We start from the raw sequence: 21,836 nt of genomic DNA on the forward strand, positions 1-21,836 counted from the left end.
CGGAACTGATCACCGGGATGCCGACCAGCACCCCGTAGCCGACGAGCACCATGTAGAGGGAGATGCCCATGGCGCGCCAGTTGTCGAAGGGGTTGCTCGGTGCCGGGGTGCCCATCGTGACGACTCAGAATGCGTGCGGCGGCGTAGCGCTGCGGTGCGCAGGCGAGTAGAAGGGTTTGCTGCTGATCGTGCAGGGCTCCCAGGCGACGCGCCAGGCGAGCTCCCGTTGATAGTCGATCTTCGCCCAGACCCTGCCCGGCAGGCTGCCATCGGTGAGTTCGATCTCGGCGAGGGCCAGGTTGGCCTTGAGCACTGGCGACCACGTAGCGCAACGGACCACGCCGATCTCTCGCCCCTTGCGCCGGTTGTAGATGAATGCGTCGCCGACGGGTTTGTTGCCCGCCACCACCAACTTGGTCAGACGTCGTGTCGCCGGCCTGCTCTGCTCGGCCTTGAGCGCCGCTCGGCCGGTGAAGTGCCCCTTCTCCAGATCCACGGCCCAGCCCAGGCCGAGCTCGTAGGGCGACCGACGATGTTCCGGCATCAACGCGGTCTCGGCCGTGACGAAGTCGAAGCCCGGCATGATGAAGCCCGCTTCGATACGGGCCATCTCCATCGCGTCCAGTCCGATGGGCACGACGTCGTAGCTGGCGCGTTGCGCTAGCAGAGCCTGCCACAGGGCATCGGCCTGTTCCGGTGCCACCCAGATCTCGTAGCCAAGGTCCCCGGTGAAGCCGGTTCTGGAGACCAGGGCGGGCCCGCCCGCGAAGGACGTCTGCACGCTGCGGAAAGGCTTCAGTTGCGCCAGTTCCGTGAAACCTGCGGCCGCGAGCACCGTGTGCGATGTGGGGCCCTGCACGGCGAGGGCAGCCACCTCGTGGGTTTCACAGGTGATACTGACGTCGAAGCCGAGGGCACTGCTCAGCAACCAGTCGAGCTGATGGTGCTGGGCGCACAGGCGGTACTCACGCTCGCCGAGGCGGAAGATCGTGCCATCGTCGATGGCCTTGCCCTCGTCGTCGCACCACACCACGTAGGTGATGCGCCCCACGGCGAGCTGGCTCACATCGCGGGTGACCAGCCGATTCAGGAAGTCCCCTGCATCAGGGCCCGAAATGCGGTACTTCTCCATGGGAGTGAGATCCATCACCGAGCAACCGCTGCGGATCGCGTAGTACTCCCGGGCCAGGTTGTCCACCACCTTGGCAATCTTGTAGCCGTTCCACACGGTCCAGTGTTCGCGCGTGGACGCGGCCTCGTAGTGATCCAGAAACGGCGTTCGGCCGAGGGGCTGGCGGAAGTGCGTATGGTCGATGGCGCTCATGCGTCCCCCTTGCCGGCGAGGATGGCCGCGGCCGCGTTGCTTCCGGCGGTGCCGGCCACATCGCCACCGGGATGGCAGCCTGCGCTGCAGAGAAAGAGCCCCCGGATGGGCGTGGCGTACTGGGCGGCGCCGTAGAGGGGGCGCAACATCATCGACTGATGCATGGACAATTCACCGTGGTGCCAATGGCCGCCGACCGCGCCGAAGGTTCGTTCGATGTCCAGGGGCGTCATCAGATCGGCGCAGGTGACGCGAGCCGGCATGCCGCCGTCGTACTGACCGAGGGTGTCCATGACGGTGCGTTGCACCTCCTCGCGCCACGCACTGCTCTCCTCCGCAGCCGCCTTGTAGGGAACGAAGGAGGCATTGATCGACATGACGTGCATGCCCTTAGGTGCGAGGTGCGGAGCCGTGAGCGACGGGACAGTGATCTCGAGCACCGGAGCGTCGCTGATGCGACCGTACTTACTCGGGTTGAAAGCCCTTTCGACGTAGTCCGCCGAGGGGGCGACCAGCAGCCGGCCAGCGAGGGCCTGGCGCGAGACTCCGCGAAACTCGGGAAGGGAGTCGAGGCCGAGGTGCAGCTTCGCGACCACGCCCTTGCCGCGGATCTGGGTGACCCGGCGGGCGAATTCGGTGTCCAGGCGGGGGAGTCCGACCAAGTGCTCAAAGGTGCCGCGCGGATCGATGCCGGACACCACGGTTTGAGCGGCGATGTGCTCGCCGTTGTCGAGGGTGACGCCACTCGCCCGGCCCGCTTCGCCGGTGGTGATCGACTGCACCCGCGCGCCGTAGCGCACCGTTCCACCGGTCGCTTCCAACGCCTTTGCCAAAGCCGACGCAAGGCAGCTCTCGGGCCCGGCGGCCACCGTCACGGATCGATCTCGGGCGTTGGCCAGGCGATGCAGCCAGGTCAGTACCGTGCCGGGGGTGCGCGGGCCCATGGCCGACCCCTGCATGGCCTCGAGGGCCAGCAAGCCCTTCACCCGGTCGTCGTCGAACTGCTCGTCCAGGAGATCGTAGATGTTCATGCCGGCGACGCGTAGCAGTTCTCGCAGGCCTTCCCGGCCGAGACCGAAGCGCACGTTCAGGGCCAGGGAGGCCACGCTGCGCAGCTCGGCGGTGCTCAGGTGTTTCAGGCGCGGCGGCGCCTGGCGGAACACGGGACCGAGGCGCCGCGCAAAGTCGCTGAAGCGCTTGCGCAAGGTCCGGTACGCATCAGCGTCCGCTGCGGCCACGCCCTGGCCTGAGAGTTCGGGCCCTTGGGCAGACAGGGTGCAGCCCTGGGGATCGAGCACCGTCGTCGGCGCCGGCGGCGAGGGTGCGTAGCCATGACGGGCAAGGGCGAGTTCCTCGACCATGTTCGCATCGGCGGGAAACTGGGCGTGGGCAAAGGGTGCCTCGAATCCCTCCGCGAAGGTGCGGTGGGATGCCATGCCGCCGGGGCCGCTTGCCGCTTCCAGACACAGCACGCGCTGGCCGCCGCGGGCCAGGTAGTTGGCGCAGACGAGAGCGTTATGGCCGGCGCCGATGATGATCGTGAGGTGGGCGTCAGTCATCGGTGAACTCGCGGGGCGTGACGTCGGTGCGGCGCAGGTCGCCGAGGATCTCGCGGGCGGCGTTGCAGCCCGGCGCTCCCATCACGCCGCCACCGGGGTGGGAGGAGGAGCCAGCCAGGTACATGCCCTTGATGGGGCCACGATACTGAGCGGCACCCGGGAAGGGACGGTTGAAGAGCAGCTGATCGAAGGTAAGTTCGCCGTGGAAGATGTTGCCTTCGAGCAGACCCACCTCCGCTTCCAGTTCGTGCGGCGTACGCACCTCGGCGTGGGCGATGAGGGACTTGAAGTCGGGGCTGTAGTCCGCGATCTGGTCGATCACCGTGTTGCCGAAGGCGGTGCGCTTGTCGTCCGTCCAGCCACCCTCTATGTCGGCAGGGCAGTACTGCACAAACACACTCATCATGTGCTTGCCCGGTGGCGCGATCGTGGGGTCGTACTGGGAGGGAATCAGCGTGTCCGTGTAGGGATCGGTCGACCAGCGCTTGTCCTTCCAATCGTCGTAGGCGAGTTCCAGTCGCTCCAGGGTATCGGTGAAGTGCATGTGCCCCAGGGTGAGGGGCGAGCCCTCGGGCAGGGCGGGGAAGCTCGGCATGCCCTCGAGGGCGATGTTCAGCTTGCCGGAGGAGCCGCGGGTCTTGAACTGCTCGGCGCGCCTGCGCAGGGTCGGCGGCACGTCGTCGCTCTCCAGCAATCGGGTGAAGGTGGTTTTCGCATTGAGGCTGGAGACCACCACCGGTGCGTCGATCTCCTCACCGGAGGCGAGCACGACGCCGGTGGTTCGGCCACCGGAGGATTTGATGCGCTCCACCGCCGCATCACAGCGCACCTTGCCGCCGTAGCTCTCGAAGGCGCTCGCCAGGGCCTTGGCCACGGAGCCCATGCCGCCGCGGGCGAAGCCCCAGGCGCCGACGTTGCCGTCCACATCGCCCATGGCGTGGTGCAGCAGGACGTAGGCGGTGCCCGGCGAGTACACGCCGAGGCCCGTGCCGATGATGCTGCCGCCGGAGTAGTGGGCGAGGATCGTCTCGTTCTCGAAGTAGTTTTCGAGGTACTCGGCGATGGACATGGTGAAGAAGCGCACGAACTCGCAGAGCTGGGCCTCGCTGAGGGACCAGAACTTCTTCAGCAGGTAGGCGAACTCGAACGCGTCGCGGGGTCGCAGGGAGGTGGGGTCCGGCGGGGTGCGCAGGAGCATGCCGCGGATGAGCTTGCACCAGCGCAGCACGTCCGCGTCGAAGCGAACCGCTGCATCCGCATCCCGAGGGCTGTGGCGGCGCTGCTCGCGCCGGCGCACCGCCGGATGCTGATAGCTGCCGAAGTAGTCGCCGTCACGCTTGAAGGTCATGCTGCTGACGAGGGGAATCACCTTCAGCTCATGGCGTCCGAGGTCTAGAGCGGAGTAGATTTCCGGGCGGAAGAGGCTGCAGACGTAGGAGCAGTTGGAGTACTTCCAGCCCTCGTGCAGTTCGCGGCTAACGGTGGCGCCCCCGAAGTACGGGTTGCGCTCCAGGACCACGACGTCCAGGCCGCTCTTCGCGAGGAATGCCGCAGTCGTCAGGCCGTTGTGTCCGGCGCCGATCACGATGGCGTCAAATCGAGGCACGTTCGATCCCTGTGACTTCGAAGGGCCAGGGCTCGACGGTAATCAAAACTGCGCCGCCGGATCGTTTAGGCGTATAGGCGCGGTATTCGGTGCGGCGGACTGTCAGTACCGTCCATGGTCGACGTCACCGCTCATATCCACGGAATCACTCGCCAACATCGAGGTCTGCCGTGCCCAAGAGATCGCCCCACACGCCCCGCCGTCCGCTCTCCGACGAGGCGCTCGGCATGGGTGCGGACATCGCGCGTCGCGACTTCATCAACGGACTCAGCGCCTTAGCGGGAGCCTCGATGCTCCCGGGGGCGGCCTTGGGCGCGGGCCAGGCCTCGCCCACCGGCGCACCTGCTGGGGCGGCGGCCCCTTATCCGCCGACGCGAACGGGCATGCGCGGCAACCACGACGGTTCCTTCGACGTTGCCCACGCCCTCGCCAGGGCCGGCGCCGTAGACTTCGGGCCCGTGCGCGCCACGGGTGAGAAGTACGACCTGGTCGTCGTGGGCGCGGGGCTGAGCGGCCTGACCGCGGCGTTCCTGTTTCACCAGCGACACCCCGACGCGCGCATCCTGATCCTCGACAACCACGATGACTTCGGTGGGCACGCCAAGCGCAACGAGTTTGCCGTGCGCGGCGAGCGTCTGATCGGCTACGGCGGCACCCAGACCTTCGAGGAACCCCAGCGCTACCCGCGGGTGGTCAAACGGCTGCTCAAGGACCTTGGCGTGGACATGGGCAAGCTTGGCGATGCCTACGATCAGAACTTCTACCGCCGCCATGGCCTCGCCGGTGCCGTGCTCTTCGGCGAGAAAGACTGGGGCCGGCGTGAGCTCATCAAGTACGACCTGGGGGGATTCTGGAGCTGGCTGCCCCTGGCGCAAGGCGAAACGGCGAAGGCCGCAGTCGAGGCCATGCCCCTTTCACCAGGAGCCAAGGCGCAGATGCTGCGCGTGCTGACCGACCCGACCAACTATCTGGCCGAAATGAGCGATGAGGAGCGCCGCGAGTATCTCTACACCCTCTCCTATGCCGAGTTCCTACGTCGCCACCTGGACGTGAGCGAGCCGGAGGTGTTCCGCGCCCTCGCCGGCCTGACCACGGACTCGACCCTGGACATCGAACAGACCTCGGCGGCGGATGCCTTCACCTACGGCACCCTCCCCGGCGGCGAGGCGGCCGGCGAAGACACGAGCTTCGACTTCGCCGACGACCCCTACATCCACCACTTTCCCGACGGTCTGGCCAGCCTGGCGCGGATCATCGTGCGCCGCCTGATCCCCGCCGTCGCGCCGGGTCATACGATGGAGGATGTGGTCACCGCGCCCTTCGATTACGCGAAGCTCGACATGGTGGAGCATCGCGTTCGCCTTCGCCTCAACAGCACGGCGGTCAACGTCGTCAACGTGGAAGGAGATGCCGGCGCAGCCCCTCACGTGGCGGTTACCTACGTGAGCGCGGGCCAGGCACACCGCGTACATGGTGAGCGCTGCATCCTGGCCTGTAACAACGCCATCATTCCCGCCCTTTGCCCGCAGTTGCCGGCAATGCAACGGACCGCCCTGGCGCAGCGTACGCGTGCCCCCATCATCTACACCAACGTGGCCCTCACCAACTGGCGCGCCTTCGACAAGCTCGGGGTGGGGTGTGTGGCGATGCCGGGCCGCTTCTTCGTCAACGCCATGGTCGACTTCCCGGTCAGCATCGGCGATTACCAATTCTCGCCGACGCCCGACGCACCGGTGGTGGTGCACATGGAGCGCTTCCTGTTCTACCCGGACTCGGATCAATCCTCGCCCGATCTCTACGCCCGCGGTCGCCAGGAGTTGATGACCACGCCCTTCGAGACCTTCGAGCGCGAGGCACGATCGCAGCTGACGGAACTGCTAGGCCCTGGAGGCTTTGACCCGGCGAAGGATATCGCAGGCATCACCGTCAACCGCTGGGCCCATGGCTATGCCTACGGCTACGACTGGCGCCACGATGACTTCTACGACGACTGGGACGATGAGCGCTTCCCACACGTTGCGGGCCGCAAGCCCCTGGGTCGCATCGCCATCGCCAACTCCGATGCGGGCGCCGTCGCCCTGTTCCCCCAGGCTGCCATGCAGGCCTATCGCGCCGTGCGTGAACTCACTTGAGCCCAGCGACGCATCGCCTGGGCAGGAGACGATGACGATGAAAGACCAGAACTGGAGCGCGGCGGCGAAGGACCTCACGATCGAGGCCCGAGCGTTCCTTGGCGGTGACTACCAGGCCTCCCTGTCCGGCGAGACGAGACCGCTCACCCAGCCGGCCAACGGCGCGCCGCTGGCGGACGTGGCCGAGTGTTCGACGGCGGATGTCGATCGCGCCGTCACCATCGCTCGCAAGACCTTCGAGAGTGGCGTTTGGTCGCGCATGGCGCCTCGCCAGCGTAAGGCCGTCATGGTGCGCTGGTCGGAGCTGATGGAGCAGCACGCCGATGAACTTGCCCTGCTCGAAACCCTCGATGCGGGCAAACCGATCGGCGATACCACCGGCGATGACGTGCCCTCGGCGATTCGGACGATTCGCTGGAGCGGTGAAGTGATCGACAAGTTGTACGATGAGATCTCGCCGTCGCCGGCCGGCACCCTGGCCCTCGTGCAGCGCTTGCCCCTCGGCGTAGTGGCCGCGGTAGTGCCGTTCAATTTCCCCATCTCCACCACGGCCTGGAAGCTCGGTCCGGCACTGGCCACGGGCAACTCGGTGATCGTGAAGCCCTCCGAAAATACGCCCCTCACGGCGATCCGGATCGCCGGGCTCGCCGCCGAAGCCGGCCTCCCGGAGGGCGTTCTCCAGGTGCTGCCGGGCGATGGTCCTACGATCGGCGCGCACCTGGCCCGGCACATGGACGTGGACGGAGTAACCTTCACCGGTTCCACCGCCGTGGGCAAGCGCATCATGCAGGATGCGGCTCAGTCCAATCTCAAGCGGGTGTTTCTCGAACTCGGCGGCAAGAGCCCGAACATCGTGTTCGCCGATGCCGATCTGGACAAGGCCGCCGCCGGCGCCGCCCTGGCCGTGTTCTACAACGGCGGGCAGACCTGCACGGCAGGCACCCGCTTATTCGTCGAGAACGCCGCCCACGACGCCTTCATCGAGAAGGTGCTGGCCCACTGCCAGGCATGGCACCCGGGCGATCCCCTGGACCCGGACACGGCGATGGGGCCGCTGATCAGCCAGAAGCAATTCGACACGGTCTCTCGCTACGTTGCCATCGGCCAGGATGAGGGTGCATCGCTGGTCGCGGGCGGCAGCCGTGCCCATGCGGATTCCGGTGGCTACTACTACGAGCCGACGATCTTCACGGGCGTGCGCAACGACATGCGCATCGCCCGCGAGGAGATCTTCGGGCCGGTGCTCTCGGTGATCGGTTTCGATACTGCTGACGAGGCCATCGCCATGGCCAACGATTCGATCTACGGCCTCGCCGGCGCGGTGTGGACCACGAATATCAACCGCGCGCACAAGGTGGCCGATGCCTTGCGCGTGGGCACGATGACCGTCAACAACTACTTCGGCGGCGACATCACGGTGCCCTTCGGCGGCTTCAAGCAGAGCGGCAACGGCCGCGACAAGTCGATCCACGCCTTCGATGACTACACGGAACTGAAGACCACCTGGTTCGAGTTCGACGACTGAGCCACCACGCGAGGAATATCGCTTGAAGCGTACTGTCACACGTCGGGATTTTCTGAACGGAGTCGCCCTGGGAGTTGGCGCGTCGATGGCGCCGGGGGCACTGACACGGACCTTGGATCCCCACCTCGCGCTCGCGGGCTACCCGCCGGCGAAGTCGGGCCTTCGAGGCTCTCATGCCGGCTCCTTCGAGGTCGCCCACATGCTCCGCGACGGTGGCGCCATTCCCGAGGGTGAGGACACGGGCGAGACCTACGATCTGGTGGTGGTCGGCGGTGGCATCAGCGGCCTCTCGGCAGCCTATTTCTACCGTCAGGCTGCTGGCCGGGATGCCAGGATTCTGGTGCTGGACAATCACGATGACTTCGGCGGTCATGCCAAGCGCAATGAATTCACCGTCGGCGATAAGCAGCTGATCGGCTACGGCGGCACCATGCTGATCGAAGCGCCGGGGGGCTACCCGGCGGTGGCCGCGCGGCTGTTGCGCGAACTCGGTATCGACACGGATCGCTTCCGCGAGGCCTATCACCACGATTTGTTCGATGATCTCGGTTTGTCGTCGGCCATCTTCCTCAATCGCGAGACCTTCGGCCGTGATCACCTCGTCGTCGGGTCTGCCGGTGACGCCAAGGTGTTGGAGCAGGCGCCCCTCACGGGGCCTACGAAGGCAGAGCTGGTACGGCTGTTTGCCGATGAGCGCCACTATCTCCACGATATGGACTCCCGCGCTCAGCTCGCCTACCTGACCGACGTGAGCTATGAGCAGTACTTGCGCGATCGTGCCGGCATCGGCGATCAGGCCCTAGCCGTGATCAAGGATATCTCTCGCGGTGTGTGGGCTATCGGGATCGATGCATTCCCGGCCCGAGAGGCCCTGGTGAGCGGATACCCGGGCTTTGGCGATCTTGGTGAGTCGCTCTTCCCAGCGGAGGAGGGAGGCGCGGAAGACCCTCACCCGTACATCTACCATTTCCCCGACGGCAACGCGACGATCGCACGGATGCTCGTGCGCGACATGATCCCGGCGGCCGCCCCGGGCTCAACGATGGACGACATCGTACTGGCACGCTTCGACTACGGGGCCCTGGATCGCCCGGCGAATCAGGTGCGCGTTCGCCTGAACAGCACCGTCGTGCGCACCCGTCACCTGGACGACGAGCTGAGCAATCCCGTGCGCGTGACCTACGTGGAGGGCGGCAAGGCGCGCTCGGTCACTGCAGGCAAGGTGGTGCTAGCGTGCTATCACGGCATCATTCCGCACCTATGCCCGGAGATGCCGGATCCCCAGCGCAGCGAGCTAGGCCAGGCGGTGCGGGCGCCCCTGGTCTACACCAACGTCGTGCTGCGTAACTGGCAGAGCTTTGCCAACCTGGGGTTCCATCGCGCCCTGTGCTCCGGAAGCTTCTTCCACAACGTGATGCTCGACTGGCCCGTGTCCATCGGTGGCTACGACTACCCGGTGAATCCGCAGGATCCGATGGTGCTACACCTCAACCACGTGCCGGGTCAGCCAGGCCCTAGCGCCCGCGAGCAGTTTCGTGCCGGCCAACGCTCCCTCCTGACCACGTCCTTCGACACCTTCGAAGGGCACGTGCGAGATCAGCTGACGCGTATGTTAGGGCCCGGAGGCTTCGAGGCGGATCGTGATATCGCGGGCATCACCGTAAACCGTTGGCCCCACGGCTACGCGTACGCCCACGATCCGAAGACCGATCGCATCGCCTTCGAGCCGGATTTGTGGCCGCCTGAGGAGCGCTACTGGGAGCGCAATCGCAAGGCGTTTGGCAACATCGCCATCGCGGCCAGCGATGCGGCATCGAATGCGATGTCGGAGGCGGCTATCGAGCAGGCTCATCGCGCGGTGTCAGAGCTCGGCTCCTGAGGCTCCCCTGAGACTCACTGAACGCCCTTCGTGCCAGCGCTACCGTGCATCTTCTTCCTCGGATTCCACCAACGCAGCGAAGCCCGCGCCAGCTTCCGTCGACAAGTTGAACACCATCGACGCCCCGGCGTTGGAGATTGCCTCCACCTCGTCGTCGAACTTCGCGGTCGCGGCGATCTCACCGGTGAACGCATCAGCACGCATACGTTCGATCACCGCCACGGTCGCGGTGCGGTTAGGCAAGGCGATCATGATGCGAAGGGGCACGGAAGGCAGCACTAGGCGCTCCCAAAAATCCGTGTCGCTCGGATCCCCCGTGATCACTTCGCGGCCAAGCCTACGGTGCAGCGCCTCGGTCACCGGATCGATGTCCACCCCAACCACCGTGTTGCCCTCGCGCGAACGCATCGCATCGTAAGCCCCAGCCCCGACGCCCCCCATACCGATCACCATCGTGCGGTAGGACGACAGATCGATCCGATCGTCCTCGGGAATACGCGAGCGGCGCTGCATCGCCTTGAAGCGCCCCGAGTGGTTCGCGTAGAGCGGCTTGGCCACCGCGCTCAAGCCAGCGGCCACCACGAAGGAGAGGGCCAGGGCGACGGCCAGCGCGACCAACCAATCCGCCCCAAGCCAACCGTTGCTTACGGCGATCGCGGTGACGATCAGACCAAACTCGCTGAAGTTGGTGAGATTTGCGGAGGCGACCAGCGCCGTTCGCGCGCGCAAGCGGAAGAGCAACATGAGGGCGAAGAACAACGCCCCCTTGAGCAGGATCAAGGGCGTCAATGCGGCCCCGAGCAATAGCGTATCGATCGTCCACTGCGTGTTCAGGCCGATCGACAGAAAGAACCCGAGTAGGAAGAGGTCCTTGAACCCGAACAGAGCCTTGCCCATCTCGTCGGCCTTGGCGTGGGTGCCGATGAGCACCCCTAGGATGAGCGCGCCGAGATCGCCCTTCAGCCCCGCCCACTCGAACACCTCGGCGCCGCCGAGGGCCAGGAGCAAGCCGTACAGCACGAGCAACTCGCCGTGGCCCGCGCGCTTGAGCACGGCGTGGAGCACCGAGCGCAGGGGGATGAGGAGCACCAGGGCAGCGGCCCAGGGCGTGGGCAACTTGCCCGTGGATGCCGCCAGGAACAACACGGCGAACACGTCTTGCACGATCAGGATGCCGATGGCGGCGCGCCCGTGCAGGGCGGTCACCTCGCCGCTGTCCTCGAGCACCTTCACCACGAAGACCGTGCTGGAGAAGCTCAGGGCGAAGGCCAACAGACTCGCCTGTTGCCAGCTCAGCCCCGTGAGCGCGCCCACACCGACGCTGCCCAGCCACAGGAAGAGCAGCGCACCGAACAGGATCGTAAGGCCCGTGTGGGCGAAGGTGACGCCCCACACGTGGGGCCGCAGAAGCGTGCGCAGATTGAGCTTCAAGCCGACGGTGAACAGGAGCAGGGTGATGCCCAGGTCCGACAGCTTGGCGAGCACCTCACCGGAGGCACCACCGCTGGCCTTGAGCAGGAAGCCTGCGGCCAGAAAGCCCACTAGGGGAGGAATGCCGAGCGCGCGCGAGGCCAGCCCGCACGCGAAGGCCAGCGCGATCCACACGATATCGCCGAAGGCGATTGCTACCCAGTCGAATTCCATCGTGGCGCCGGTCCGTCGGGCGAGTCGCCAACGCTCATGCTACGCCAAGCCCACCCGCCACTCCCAGCGCGACGACTGCGTATTGACGACCGTCACCCCGCGCCGTCGGGCTCAGGCCTTCGGACGATCGCGCGCTGGCGATACCACGCGATCCCACCCCAGCCCGCCAACAGCACCGCGAACCCCGCGGCACCGAGCAGGCCGCTGTGGGGCCATACGGGCGTCGGCACGAACAGCAGTCCGATGCCGGTGCCAGCGTTCACCGCGCCGTGCATCGCGCCCGCGGCCCAGATGTTGCCCCCGCCCTCACGCACAAGGGTGAAGTAGGGCGCGAAGAGCACGGTCCAGGCGATCATCAAGGCAACACCCAAGAGGCCAAGACCGGGGTAGTTGTGTCCCATGAGCACGATGGGCGCGTGCCACAGGCCCCACAGCAGCCCGGTGATCAACGACACGCGCCAGAAGCCGAGGTGCGCGAGGCGCGTGTAGAGCCAACCGCGCCACCCGAGTTCTTCATTGAAGGTGATCAGGACCGTGTTGATCACGATGCCGACGGGCAGGTTCACCGCCAGGGTCAGCCACAGCAGCTGCTCGGGCGATACGGGAAGCGATGCCCCTGCCGCCTGCGCCGCCGCACTCGCCTGCGCGTGCAAGCGCGCCGCGGCGTCGGCCGGCGGCGCGCCAAGTACCACCAGGATTAGCGAGGTGGCGAGCACGATCAGTAGCAGCGGCAGCCCCCATCCGATCGCGACCCAGCGCACGGTGCGCCCCCATCGGAAGGGCGTGAGGCCCAAGGTGCGTAGGAACGCCCCGCGATCGAACAGGGCCGTGGCCAGCACGGCCCCCACGGCGGGCCCGAACATGTAGGCGAGCAACGCCGCGGCCACCAGGGGCGGCGGCGCGCCGGCGAGGCCCCCTGCCCCGTGCAGCCCCAGCGCGATCGCCCAACTGACGCCGAAGGTGGCGAGGAGAAAGGTCAGCATTCGCATATCGATCGCGCTCCGCTTATTTCGATGAATTACTAATTAGCAAAAATACGAAATAAGAGCAACACCTGAGCGGTGGGAGCGTGCCTTTGTCGATCAGCACACAAACGCGGGCATTTCCCTCAAGGCACTACTCCGCGCGCCGTTATCCGAAGAAGGATCGCTACGAGTACGCCCATGGCCGCCACTCCATCGACAGTGCTGGACCCGATCGCCCCTGCCCCCAGGCGCGGTGCGCAGCCCCTCGCCTGGGTACTGGTCGCCGGCTGGCTGCTCAGCGCGAGTGTGCTGCTGTGGCACTTCGGCCCCGGCGCCCAGGCCCTGTGGTCCTCAGACCCCAACGACGGCCGCGCCGCCTTCGTCTTCGACCGCGACGCCATCGCCCAAGCCCTGGCTACGCGTGCCGCCCTGCTCGTGCCCGCTCCGTACGAGGCCACGGTGTTGCACATTGCCGCCGAGGACTGCCGGTGCAGCAAACGCAGCAAGCCGCATCGCCAACGCATCGAGGCGGCTTACGCGGACCAGGGGGTGCGCTTTGTAAGCGTGTCGCCCGACGATCCGTTCTCGGCTGCCTTGCGCCAGGCGGTACCCGCCGCCCCCGCGGCGGTGGTGCTCGATCACACCGGTCGTGTGCTGTACGCAGGGCCCTACTCGAACGATGGCATGTGCCTGCCCCGCGGCGGCCAAGGCGCGGTGGAAGCCAGCCTGCAGGCGCTCCTCGACGGCGACGCACCCCCGATCTTCAACCCCCTCGGCGTCGGCTGCCTCTGCGCCCGCGCCGCGAACGACACTCACTCCTGAGCACGCCTGCCTTATGAAGCTATTCGTAAACTCGAACGACGCCAAGACGCTCACCCCCCTTTGGGCGCAAGCCGACCGCCTCATGCTCGGCGTGATGGGTTTGCTGACCTTGGTAAGCCTGGGGCTCGCCCCCTGGTACGGCACCTGGCTGGAGGCGCTGTTGATCGCGGTGCCGACGCTTGGGATCACCGCCTTCCTCGTCATCACCCAAGGCGGGGCGCTGCTGACCCGCTTGCACATGGGGGCGAGCTTCATGCTGATGAGCGCCCTGCACATCCACCAGGGCCACGGGATGATCGAACTGCACTTCGGCGTGTTCGTGTCCCTCGCCATCCTGCTCGTCTACCGCGACTGGCGCCCGGTGGTGACCGCTGCCGGCGTCATCGCCGTGCATCACCTGGCCTTCAGCCTCCTGCACGGCGCTGGCGTCTGGGTGTTCCCCGAGGGCGGCAACCTCGCCATCGTGCTCGTGCACGCCGCCTACGTGGTGGTGGAGACGGCCATCGTGGTCTACCTCGGGGGGGTGTTGCTGGAGGAGTATCTGAAGTCCCAGCACGTGGCAGACGACTCGCGGCGCGCGGCCGAGCGCCAGACCCACACGATCGATCAGGTACGCGCCACGGCCAGCGAACTCCTCGACCTCAACCATCGCCTGGGCGATACGGCCCGCACCGCCTCCGCCGCAGCGGCGCAGCAGGCCTCGAGCATCGATGAGACCTCAGCGCACTTGAACGAGATCAGCCAGTCCGTGCATCAGTGCACGGAGAACGCGCGTCTCACCGACGAGATCTCGGGCCAGGCGGCCCGCGAAGCCGAGGAGGGCAGCCAAGCCATGCGCGACACCGTCGCGTCCATGCATTCGATCGCGCGCAAGATCCATATTGTCGACGAGATCGCCAGCCGCACCGATCTACTCGCCCTCAACGCCGCCGTCGAGGCCGCCCGCGTGGGCGAGAAGGGCAAGGGATTCGCTGTGGTCGCGCACGAGGTGCGCAAGCTCGCCGAACGTAGCCAGGCGGCCGCTAAGGAGATCGGCACGGTGGCCAGCGAGAGCGTGGAGCTCACCGAGCGCACCAGTCGCCTGATCGAGGGCATGGTGCCGTCGATTCAGCGCACCTCGATGCTTGTTCGGGAGATCGCTGCGGCCTGCGCGGAGCAGTCTACCGGTGTGCAGCAGATCAGCGACGCCGTGACCGACCTGACGCAGGTGGCCGGCAGCAACGCGGAGGCGGTGGAGGCCTTGAATCGCTCAGCCTCGCAGATGGAAACGCTCGCCGCCCAGTTGGGGGATATCGCTGGCGGCGCTCAGCAGCAGGTGGCGCAGGTGGTCGATTCGGGCAGTGACGACGAGGGCGGCGCGCCGGAGGGGGATGACCTCGCCGTGTGGATGCTGTCGGACGCTGCGTCCGCCTGAGCGAGCACCCTCGCTAGGGCGCGCGCATCCCGTCGAGCTCCAACACGCCCTCCTCTTCGATCCGGATCGCCGGCAGCAGCGCGCTCACGTCGAGGCGCGCTGCGAGGCGCCAACGCACGTCCGTGTCGTTGCCGCGGAGCATCCCACTCACGAAACGCATGCTGTCGATCACGTTCAAGGTGGCGGGCAGCACGATGTTCGCTTCGCCGTAGCCCTCCACCTCGGGCAGGTTGTTGGCCACGCCCTCCACCACCTCGAGATCGTTGAGGAAGAGGCGATAGCTCATGCCGCGCATGGACAGGGATGAGGCGTTCGGGTTGACCACCAGCAGGTCGATCTCAAAGCGCGGTACCAGCTGATTGCCCTGGGACGAGGACAGGGGCCGCACCCCGAGCACGCGCACCGAGGGCGCTTCGAACTGAGGGTTGAGGGTGGAACAGCCGCTGGCCAACAAGGCCAGGACACCGAGCGTGAGAGCCGACAGGAGTGATCGCATCATGCGCGGAGTATAGCGGCGCTCACGGCGCTTCGCCCGCGATCGCCAGCACCGGTCAGACCAAAGCACGCCTCACGCAAGGTTCGACGCCTGATCGTGTCGAGGCTCTAACGCGCAAGGCTACGTAGCGGTACCGTACACTACGGATAACGGTCACGGACGAGGATCCCGATGCTTCCAGGATTCCCAGCTGCCAGAGGACTTGGCCGCGCCCGAGCGCTAGCGGGGGCGATCGCGCTGCTGGCGCTGCTCGCCCTGACCTCCCACGCCCAATCCCTGCGCGAGCGCATCGACCAGACCCTGAACGGCCAACTTACCGTCGCCGAGCGCATCGCCGTGCTGGACGAGGTGTTCCAGGGGCTCGAGGCCACCGCCGAGTCGGACCCGCAGCTCCTCGGCCACGCCTACGTCGCCCGCGGCTACGTGTTCCTCCAGGCAGGGCGTCTCGAGGAAGGCATCGCGGTACTGAACGAAGGCATGGCACGAGTGCCCGCCGCGCAGGCACCGAACGAACACGTCAACCTGCGTTCGATGCGCGCGGCCTCGCTGCTAGCGGCGGGCCGCACAGAGCAGTCGGTCGATGAGTACGAGTCGATTCTCGCCAACCTTCCCGAGACGGTCGATCCCAGTATCGAACTTCGCGCACGGGCCAACTACGCCAGCGCCCTGTTCGAATCGGGCCGCATCCTTGCAGCCTCCGAAGTGTTGCGCGAGTCAATCCCGAACGCCGAGTCCCTCGGCAACGATCGCATGGCCCTGGGGCTTGCTAACAACCTGCTCGTGATCCTGATACAACGCGGCCTGCATGAGGATGCTCAAGAGTGGCTGGAACGCCTCACACCGCTGCGCCAACGCGCGAACGACCTTTCCCTGTTGAATTCCCTACGCTTGCACGAGCTCGAACTACAACGGATCTTCGGCGATGCCCAAGGCGCTGCGGACGGCCTAAGAGAATTTGTGGCAAGTGACACGCCGGGTAACGCCTCGGTGATCGGAAACGCCTACGAGTATCTTGGCGACGCCGAACGCGAGCTTGGTCACCTCGTCGCGGCCGAAGCTGCCGGCCGTCGCGCCATCGAACTCCTTGAGAAAGTACCTTGGGAGTTGCCGGAGGCACACATCTCCCTGGCGCGAACACTGCTGGCAAAGGAACAACCGGCGCAGGCCGAGGCCGTACTCGACGCGATCTCCACCACCGCCCAACTCTCCCCCGCACGCACCAGCACCATCGCCAGCCTGCGCCTCGAAGCGCAGCTGCGTCAGGCTGGCCTCGACCGGTCGACGGCGCAGCTACAACAGCTGCTGCAGGCGGTGGAGGATGACCGACAGGTCGACTCCCTCGACTACACGCGGTACTACGACGCGCGCCTGGAGGCCCAACGTCAGCAATCGCAGATCGCTCGCATGCGTGAGGCGGAAGCGCTGCTGGCCGCGGAAGCCGAAGCTGCCGAAGCGCGCGCCCGCGAACTGGAGACCCGCCAAGCCGCCCTGCGCGATCACCGCAACATGGTGCTCGCCCTGATGCTCCTGGGCTGCGCGGCCGTGCTGGCCACGCTCTACAGCCTCAACCGCCGTCAGTATCAGCGCAAGCTGCTGGAGGGCGAACAGGAACGCAATCGCCAGCTAAGCGTCGCCGTGGAAGAACAGGCGGTGCAACTGAAGCGGCAACTGAGTGAACAGGCGGACATGGAGCACGCCCTGCACGAGAAGAAGCACACGGAGCAAATCGGCCAGATCGCCGGCAACGTGGCCCACGACTTCAACAACCTGCTGCAGGTGATCTCCTCAGCGAACGAGACCCTCGATCAGCAGTTCACCGAGCCTGCGGCGCGCGACATGCTGCGGGCCTCGAACCAATCGGTGGCCTATGCACGGGCGATGACGCGACAGCTCCTCGCCTACGCGCGCCAGCAGGAACTCGTGCCGAGGCCCGTGGATGTGGTGGGCCTCCTACGCGACAGTCGAACGCTTTTCCGCTCGGCTGTAGGCGAAGAAGTCACGATCGAATACGAGCTTCCCGACACCGCGGTGGCCATGCTGGATGCGTCCAAACTCACCTCCGCCGTACTGAACCTCCTGACCAACGCGGCGGACGCCATGCCCGCGGGCGGCACGGTACGTGTGACGGTCAGCGAGCCTGCGTGGGGAGCGCAGTGCGCCGAGGAGTGGCCATCCCTGGCCCCTGGCGACTACGTGGTGATTCGCGTGTCCGACACGGGCACGGGCATGGACGCGACCACCCAGGATCAGGCCTGCGAACCCTTCTACAGCACGAAGGCCGAACACGCCGGCACTGGCCTCGGGTTGAGTTCGGTCTACGGCTTCGTGCGTCAGACCGGCGGCGACCTGCGCATCGTGAGCGCGCCGACGCGAGGCACCACGGTCAGCCTCGCTGTGCCTGCGGCCGCGAGTGCACCCCCGGTACCGTTGGCTCACGAGGCACGTGCGGAGCCCACCCCGGCGAGCGCAGGCGAACGCGTGCTCGTGGTGGAGGACAACGACCTCGTGGCAGGCTCCCTGTGCGCCATCCTCGAGAGCATGGTCGCCGAGGTGCAGCACGTGAGCTCGGCGGATGAAGCGATCGCCCACCTCAGCGCAGGCAACGACTACGACTTCGTGCTCTCAGACGTGAGGATGCCCGGCGAACACGACGGCTACGACCTGGCCCGGTGGCTGGAAGAGCATCGCCCGTCGATGGCCACGATACTCATGAGCGGCTTCAACGATCACCTCGACGAAGACAGCCCCTACCGCATGATCAACAAACCCTTCTCCCGCGCCGAACTGCGCGAGGCGATGCGATCGGCGGAGCCCCTGACGTCAAGCTAATGCCCGCGCAGGGCTAGCCGATATCCGTATCCACGTGGAGCATGGGCGCCGCGTCGATACCTTCCGCATCCATCAGGACGGCGAGGCGCTGCAGGGCGGAGACGATCATCGACTTCTCCCAATCCTCCAGCGCGGCGAAGCGCTCGACGAACTCCTCCTGCAGAAGGGCCGGCGCGTCGTCGAGCACGATCGTGCCTTCGTCCGTGAGCTCGGCGTGGACCACGCGCTTGTCCACATCGCTGCGACGGCGCCGCACCAACCCGTTCTTCTCCAACCGGTCGATGATGGTGGTCATGGTGGCCTGACTGAGGCTCATCTGGGTGGCGAGGCGAGAGATCGACACGCCCTCCAGCTCCTTGATGGTCTGCAGGGTCAGCACCTGCGGCGCCGTGAGCCCCGAGCTCTTACGCAGGCGCCGCGAATGCAAGGTCATCGCACGGATGATCTTGCGCAGCGAGACCAAGACCGAGTTTTCGTCCGTCAAGCCAGTCGCTCCTAACGAGGCCAGTGCAGGTAAGCGGCCACTATACGACCGCCCGATGGGCAGCGGAATGGGCTGATGGCACCCGCCAGTAGGCCCGAAAGCTCAGGTTTCTGCCGACCTGCGACGGAACGGCCAAGACCTGAAAAATCCTTCGGACTAGAAATGTTTTCCATCCAGGCGCCTCAATGTTCGTCTTATACAGCAATACCAAGCAGCTGTTTCTACTAATTATTTTATTCTTCTCGCGCTAAGTGTAAACTCTCACGCCTAGGGAATTACTCACGAGTCTAAGCACCTCACCCCCGGGATGGGAAAAGACGGCCCTTGAGAGAGCGAACGGCAACCGAATCAGCGAGCGCACTGCACCCCGCCACGTCCCCTCGCGCGGACGGCGCCAGGCGGGGCGTCCCGTGACGCCGGGGGCCGACGGCTCGCCCCACGACGCCTTCCCCCAAGGCGTTTACCGCGTACGCGCTGCGGCGCTCGGCAAGGGCCAGTGGCGATATCGCAAGACCAGCTGACCTACTGACGAACCCACACATTTTGAGACGAACGAGGCGAGCATGAACAAGCGAATCTGTCTGAGCGCGGCTGTGGTAGCTGCCATTACGGCGAGCCCACAGGCGTCAGCAGAGATCGAGGAAGTGGTGGTGACTGCCACCAAGCGCGTCTCGACGACCCAGGACGTAGCCGTGGCCGTGCAGGCATTGGGCGAGGAGACGCTCAACCAACTCGGCGTCGCGAACTTCGAGGACTACCTGATCCAGCTGCCCGGGGTGACCGCCGGCGGTAGCGGCCCCGGCCAGAACACGATCTACATTCGCGGCCTCGCCTCCACCACGCCAAACCTGACCACCGCCGGGGTCGCCGGCCTCGCGCCTAACGTGGCCTTCTACCTGGACGATCAGCCGCTCGCCCAGCCGGGGCGCAACCTCGACGTCTACGCGGCGGATATCGCTCGCGTGGAGGTGCTCTCCGGACCTCAGGGCACGCTGTTCGGCGCCAGCTCGCAGGCCGGCACGGTACGCTTGATCACCAATAAGCCAGACCCGAGCGGCACCTACGGCAACGTGAAGCTGGGCACCGGCTTCACCGTGGGCGGCGAGCCGAGCACCAACGTAGAAGCGATGCTGAACGTGCCGGTGACGGACAAATTCACCCTGCGCGGCGTCGCCTTCGTGGACAACCAGGGCGGCTACATCGACAACGTGGCGGGCACCCGCGACGTCTCCGAGAGCGCCCGCTTTCGCCCGGCGGGCACTCTGCGCTCCAACGGCGTGCCCGTCTCGGACAATCGCGCGGGCTTCCAGGCCGGCGCAGACCTCAGCGGCGTCACCTTCATCGATGCCGACAACGCGACGCGCGTAGAGGACAACTTCAACGAGACCACCTACGCCGGCGCACGCCTCGCCGCTCGCTTAGATCTCACGGACAACTGGAGCCTGCTGGTCAGCCACATGCAGCAGCAGCTCGACTCCGAGGGGGTGTTCTTCTCCGACCCCACCCTGGACGACGACTACGAGATCCAGCGCTACCAGGACGACACGCTGGAAGACGAGTTCGGCAACACGAGCTGGACCCTCGAAGGCCGGGTCGGTGAGCTCGAACTGCTCTACACCGGCGCCTTTACCGATCGCGATACGGACCAGGTGGTGGACTACGCTGACTACCTCTTCGTCGGCCAGTACCTGCCCTACTACATCTGCGACGGTTCCGTGAGCTACCCCGGCGATGCCGCGCCCTCTGGCACCTGCCAGGCGCCCGACCTGTTCGTGACCTCCACCACCAGAACCAAGGTGCAGACCCACGAGATCCGCCTGAACACGCCCGTGGACCGCCGCGTCCGCGCCACCGTCGGCGCCTTCTACAGCGACCTCGAACTGCAGGAGCGCAACGACTTCACCTACCCAGGCTCGGTCGCTGCCGCCCCCTTCGGCGCCTTCGCACCGAACTTCCCCTTCCCCACCGGGTTCACCTCGGATGCGGGGCCCTTCCCCGCCGGGGTGATCTTCCGCAACGACATCCAGCGCACGGACGAGCAGTACGGCGTGTTCGGTGAGTTGACCTTCGACCTATCGGATCAGTTCGCCGTCACCGTGGGCGCACGGTGGTACGACATCGAAGTGGACTTCGACGGCAGCGCCAATGCGTCCTTCTGCAACTCCGGCGCCGCCGAAGACATCAACGGCTTCGGCACGGATATCACAGACCTCTACAACGGCGACGGTCAGATCACCTTCCGCGGCAGCTGTAACCCGGATAACCAGATCACCTACACGCTCGACAACATCGATGAGAACACGCCAGCTCAGGTGGTCGCCGCGCTGAACAACGCGCCGGACGCCGCCACCACGGACGGTGTCATCGGTAAGGTCACAGCGTCCTGGACGCCGAACGACAACCTGCTCTTCTACGGCACCTGGTCCGAGGGCTTCCGCCCCGGCCTGCTCAACCGCCCGGGCGGCGCGGCGGGACCGAACGGGTTTACGGTGCCCTTCACCCTGGATACGGATGATGTGGTCAACTACGAGATCGGCTGGAAGCTCGACCTCTTCGACCGCACGTTCCGCTTCAACGGTAGCGCGTTCCTGGTGGACATCGAGAACCTGCAAACCACCATCTTCGACCCCAGCATCACCAACCTGTTCTTCTCCGATAACGCCGCCAACGCGGAGATCTTCGGTATCGAGGGTGACTTCATCTGGGCACCGGGCAACGTGGACGGCCTCACCATCAGCGGTGGCTTCTCGTTCCTGGACACGGAGATCACCGAGGTCCTCACGCCCACCAACGACGTGCGCGAGGGCGACGAACTCGCCTTCGCGCCTGGGTTCCAGGCCACCCTACGCGCCCGCTACGAGTGGCAGCTGAGCAACGGCTGGACCGCCCACCTCATGCCCAATATGTCCTACTCCAGCGAAGCCTTCAGCGACATCATCACGATCAACCGTGACGAGATGGACAGCTGGGCACTGTTCGGCATCACGGCCGGCGTCACCAGCGACCGCTGGGGTGCGGAGCTCTACATCGACAACCTGTTCAACGAGCAGGCGGAGTTGGCGCGCAACTTCATCAACGATCGCGAACGGGTGACCTTTGCCCGTCCGCTGACCGGTGGCGTGCGCGTGAACTTCGGCTTCTAGGCGAGCCCTCGCGA

At 66.1% G+C, this 21,836-nt stretch carries 14 protein-coding genes; 7 read left to right on the forward strand and 7 right to left on the reverse strand.

The window, feature by feature from the left end; all coding sequences use genetic code 11:
- Window positions 1-124: 124 nt before the first annotated feature.
- The 3 genes from AAF184_09060 to AAF184_09070 are packed head-to-tail and all read right to left on the reverse strand — an operon-like array spanning window position 125 to window position 4,489.
- Entirely contained in the window at window positions 125-1,324 is a 1,200-nt protein-coding gene (locus AAF184_09060; protein ID MEO0422469.1) for an aminomethyltransferase family protein, read from the reverse strand.
- Window positions 1,321-2,883: an NAD(P)/FAD-dependent oxidoreductase gene (locus tag AAF184_09065; GenBank protein ID MEO0422470.1), complete on the reverse strand. Its 1,563-nt coding sequence runs from the start codon at window positions 2,881-2,883 to the stop codon at window positions 1,321-1,323. Before AAF184_09065 ends, AAF184_09060 begins: the two co-directional genes overlap by 4 nt.
- On the reverse strand, window positions 2,876-4,489 hold the full coding sequence (locus AAF184_09070) for an NAD(P)/FAD-dependent oxidoreductase (protein MEO0422471.1): 1,614 nt from the start codon (window positions 4,487-4,489) through the stop codon (window positions 2,876-2,878). The genes AAF184_09065 and AAF184_09070 overlap by 8 nt, the downstream gene beginning before the upstream one ends.
- 170 nt (window positions 4,490-4,659) lie before the next feature.
- Between AAF184_09070 and AAF184_09075 the strand changes: the two genes are divergently transcribed.
- The 3 genes from AAF184_09075 (at window position 4,660) to AAF184_09085 (ending at window position 10,025) form a co-directional block, all read left to right on the forward strand.
- On the forward strand, window positions 4,660-6,621 hold the full coding sequence (locus AAF184_09075) for an FAD/NAD(P)-binding protein (GenBank protein ID MEO0422472.1): 1,962 nt from the start codon (window positions 4,660-4,662) through the stop codon (window positions 6,619-6,621).
- A 31-nt stretch (window positions 6,622-6,652) separates the two neighbouring features.
- Window positions 6,653-8,146, forward strand: a complete 1,494-nt coding sequence (locus tag AAF184_09080; GenBank protein MEO0422473.1) for an aldehyde dehydrogenase — start codon at window positions 6,653-6,655, stop codon at window positions 8,144-8,146.
- Window positions 8,147-8,231: 85 nt separating this feature from the next.
- On the forward strand, window positions 8,232-10,025 hold the full coding sequence (locus tag AAF184_09085; protein ID MEO0422474.1) for an FAD-dependent oxidoreductase: 1,794 nt from the start codon (window positions 8,232-8,234) through the stop codon (window positions 10,023-10,025).
- A gap of 39 nt (window positions 10,026-10,064) precedes the next feature.
- Here AAF184_09085 and AAF184_09090 read toward each other — a convergent pair whose 3' ends face one another.
- Both AAF184_09090 and AAF184_09095 read right to left on the reverse strand, forming a co-directional pair.
- The gene (locus AAF184_09090; protein ID MEO0422475.1) at window positions 10,065-11,669 is read right to left on the reverse strand and encodes a cation:proton antiporter; all 1,605 of its coding nucleotides are present in this window, start codon (window positions 11,667-11,669) and stop codon (window positions 10,065-10,067) included.
- 92 nt (window positions 11,670-11,761) lie between these two features.
- On the reverse strand, window positions 11,762-12,658 hold the full coding sequence (locus AAF184_09095) for a CPBP family intramembrane glutamic endopeptidase (GenBank protein ID MEO0422476.1): 897 nt from the start codon (window positions 12,656-12,658) through the stop codon (window positions 11,762-11,764).
- A gap of 174 nt (window positions 12,659-12,832) precedes the next feature.
- Here AAF184_09095 and AAF184_09100 point away from each other — a divergent pair, with 174 nt between their 5' ends.
- Both AAF184_09100 and AAF184_09105 read left to right on the forward strand, forming a co-directional pair.
- Window positions 12,833-13,456 carry a DUF6436 domain-containing protein gene (locus AAF184_09100; protein MEO0422477.1) on the forward strand — a complete coding sequence of 208 codons (624 nt, stop codon included), beginning with the start codon at window positions 12,833-12,835 and terminating at the stop codon, window positions 13,454-13,456.
- Window positions 13,457-13,469: 13 nt separating this feature from the next.
- A complete protein-coding gene (locus AAF184_09105) occupies window positions 13,470-14,870 on the forward strand; it encodes a methyl-accepting chemotaxis protein (GenBank protein ID MEO0422478.1) in 1,401 nt (466 codons plus the stop codon).
- Window positions 14,871-14,883: 13 nt separating this feature from the next.
- Here the strand turns inward: AAF184_09105 and AAF184_09110 are convergent, their stop codons facing one another.
- On the reverse strand, window positions 14,884-15,369 hold the full coding sequence (locus AAF184_09110) for an LEA type 2 family protein (protein MEO0422479.1): 486 nt from the start codon (window positions 15,367-15,369) through the stop codon (window positions 14,884-14,886).
- Between the two features lie 168 nt (window positions 15,370-15,537).
- On the opposite strand from AAF184_09110, the gene AAF184_09115 reads away from it, so the two are divergent.
- Entirely contained in the window at window positions 15,538-18,195 is a 2,658-nt protein-coding gene (locus AAF184_09115) for an ATP-binding protein (GenBank protein MEO0422480.1), read from the forward strand.
- A 13-nt stretch (window positions 18,196-18,208) separates the two neighbouring features.
- On the opposite strand, the gene AAF184_09120 is transcribed toward AAF184_09115, so the two are convergent.
- On the reverse strand, window positions 18,209-18,628 hold the full coding sequence (locus AAF184_09120) for a MarR family transcriptional regulator (GenBank protein MEO0422481.1): 420 nt from the start codon (window positions 18,626-18,628) through the stop codon (window positions 18,209-18,211).
- A gap of 614 nt (window positions 18,629-19,242) precedes the next feature.
- On the opposite strand from AAF184_09120, the gene AAF184_09125 reads away from it, so the two are divergent.
- Window positions 19,243-21,822, forward strand: coding sequence for a TonB-dependent receptor (locus tag AAF184_09125; GenBank protein MEO0422482.1), 2,580 nt, complete (start codon window positions 19,243-19,245; stop codon window positions 21,820-21,822).
- Window positions 21,823-21,836: the final 14 nt, after the last annotated feature.

It is taken from the genome of Pseudomonadota bacterium (assembly GCA_039815145.1).
GTDB lineage: Bacteria > Pseudomonadota > Gammaproteobacteria > Steroidobacterales > JBCBZW01 > JBCBZW01.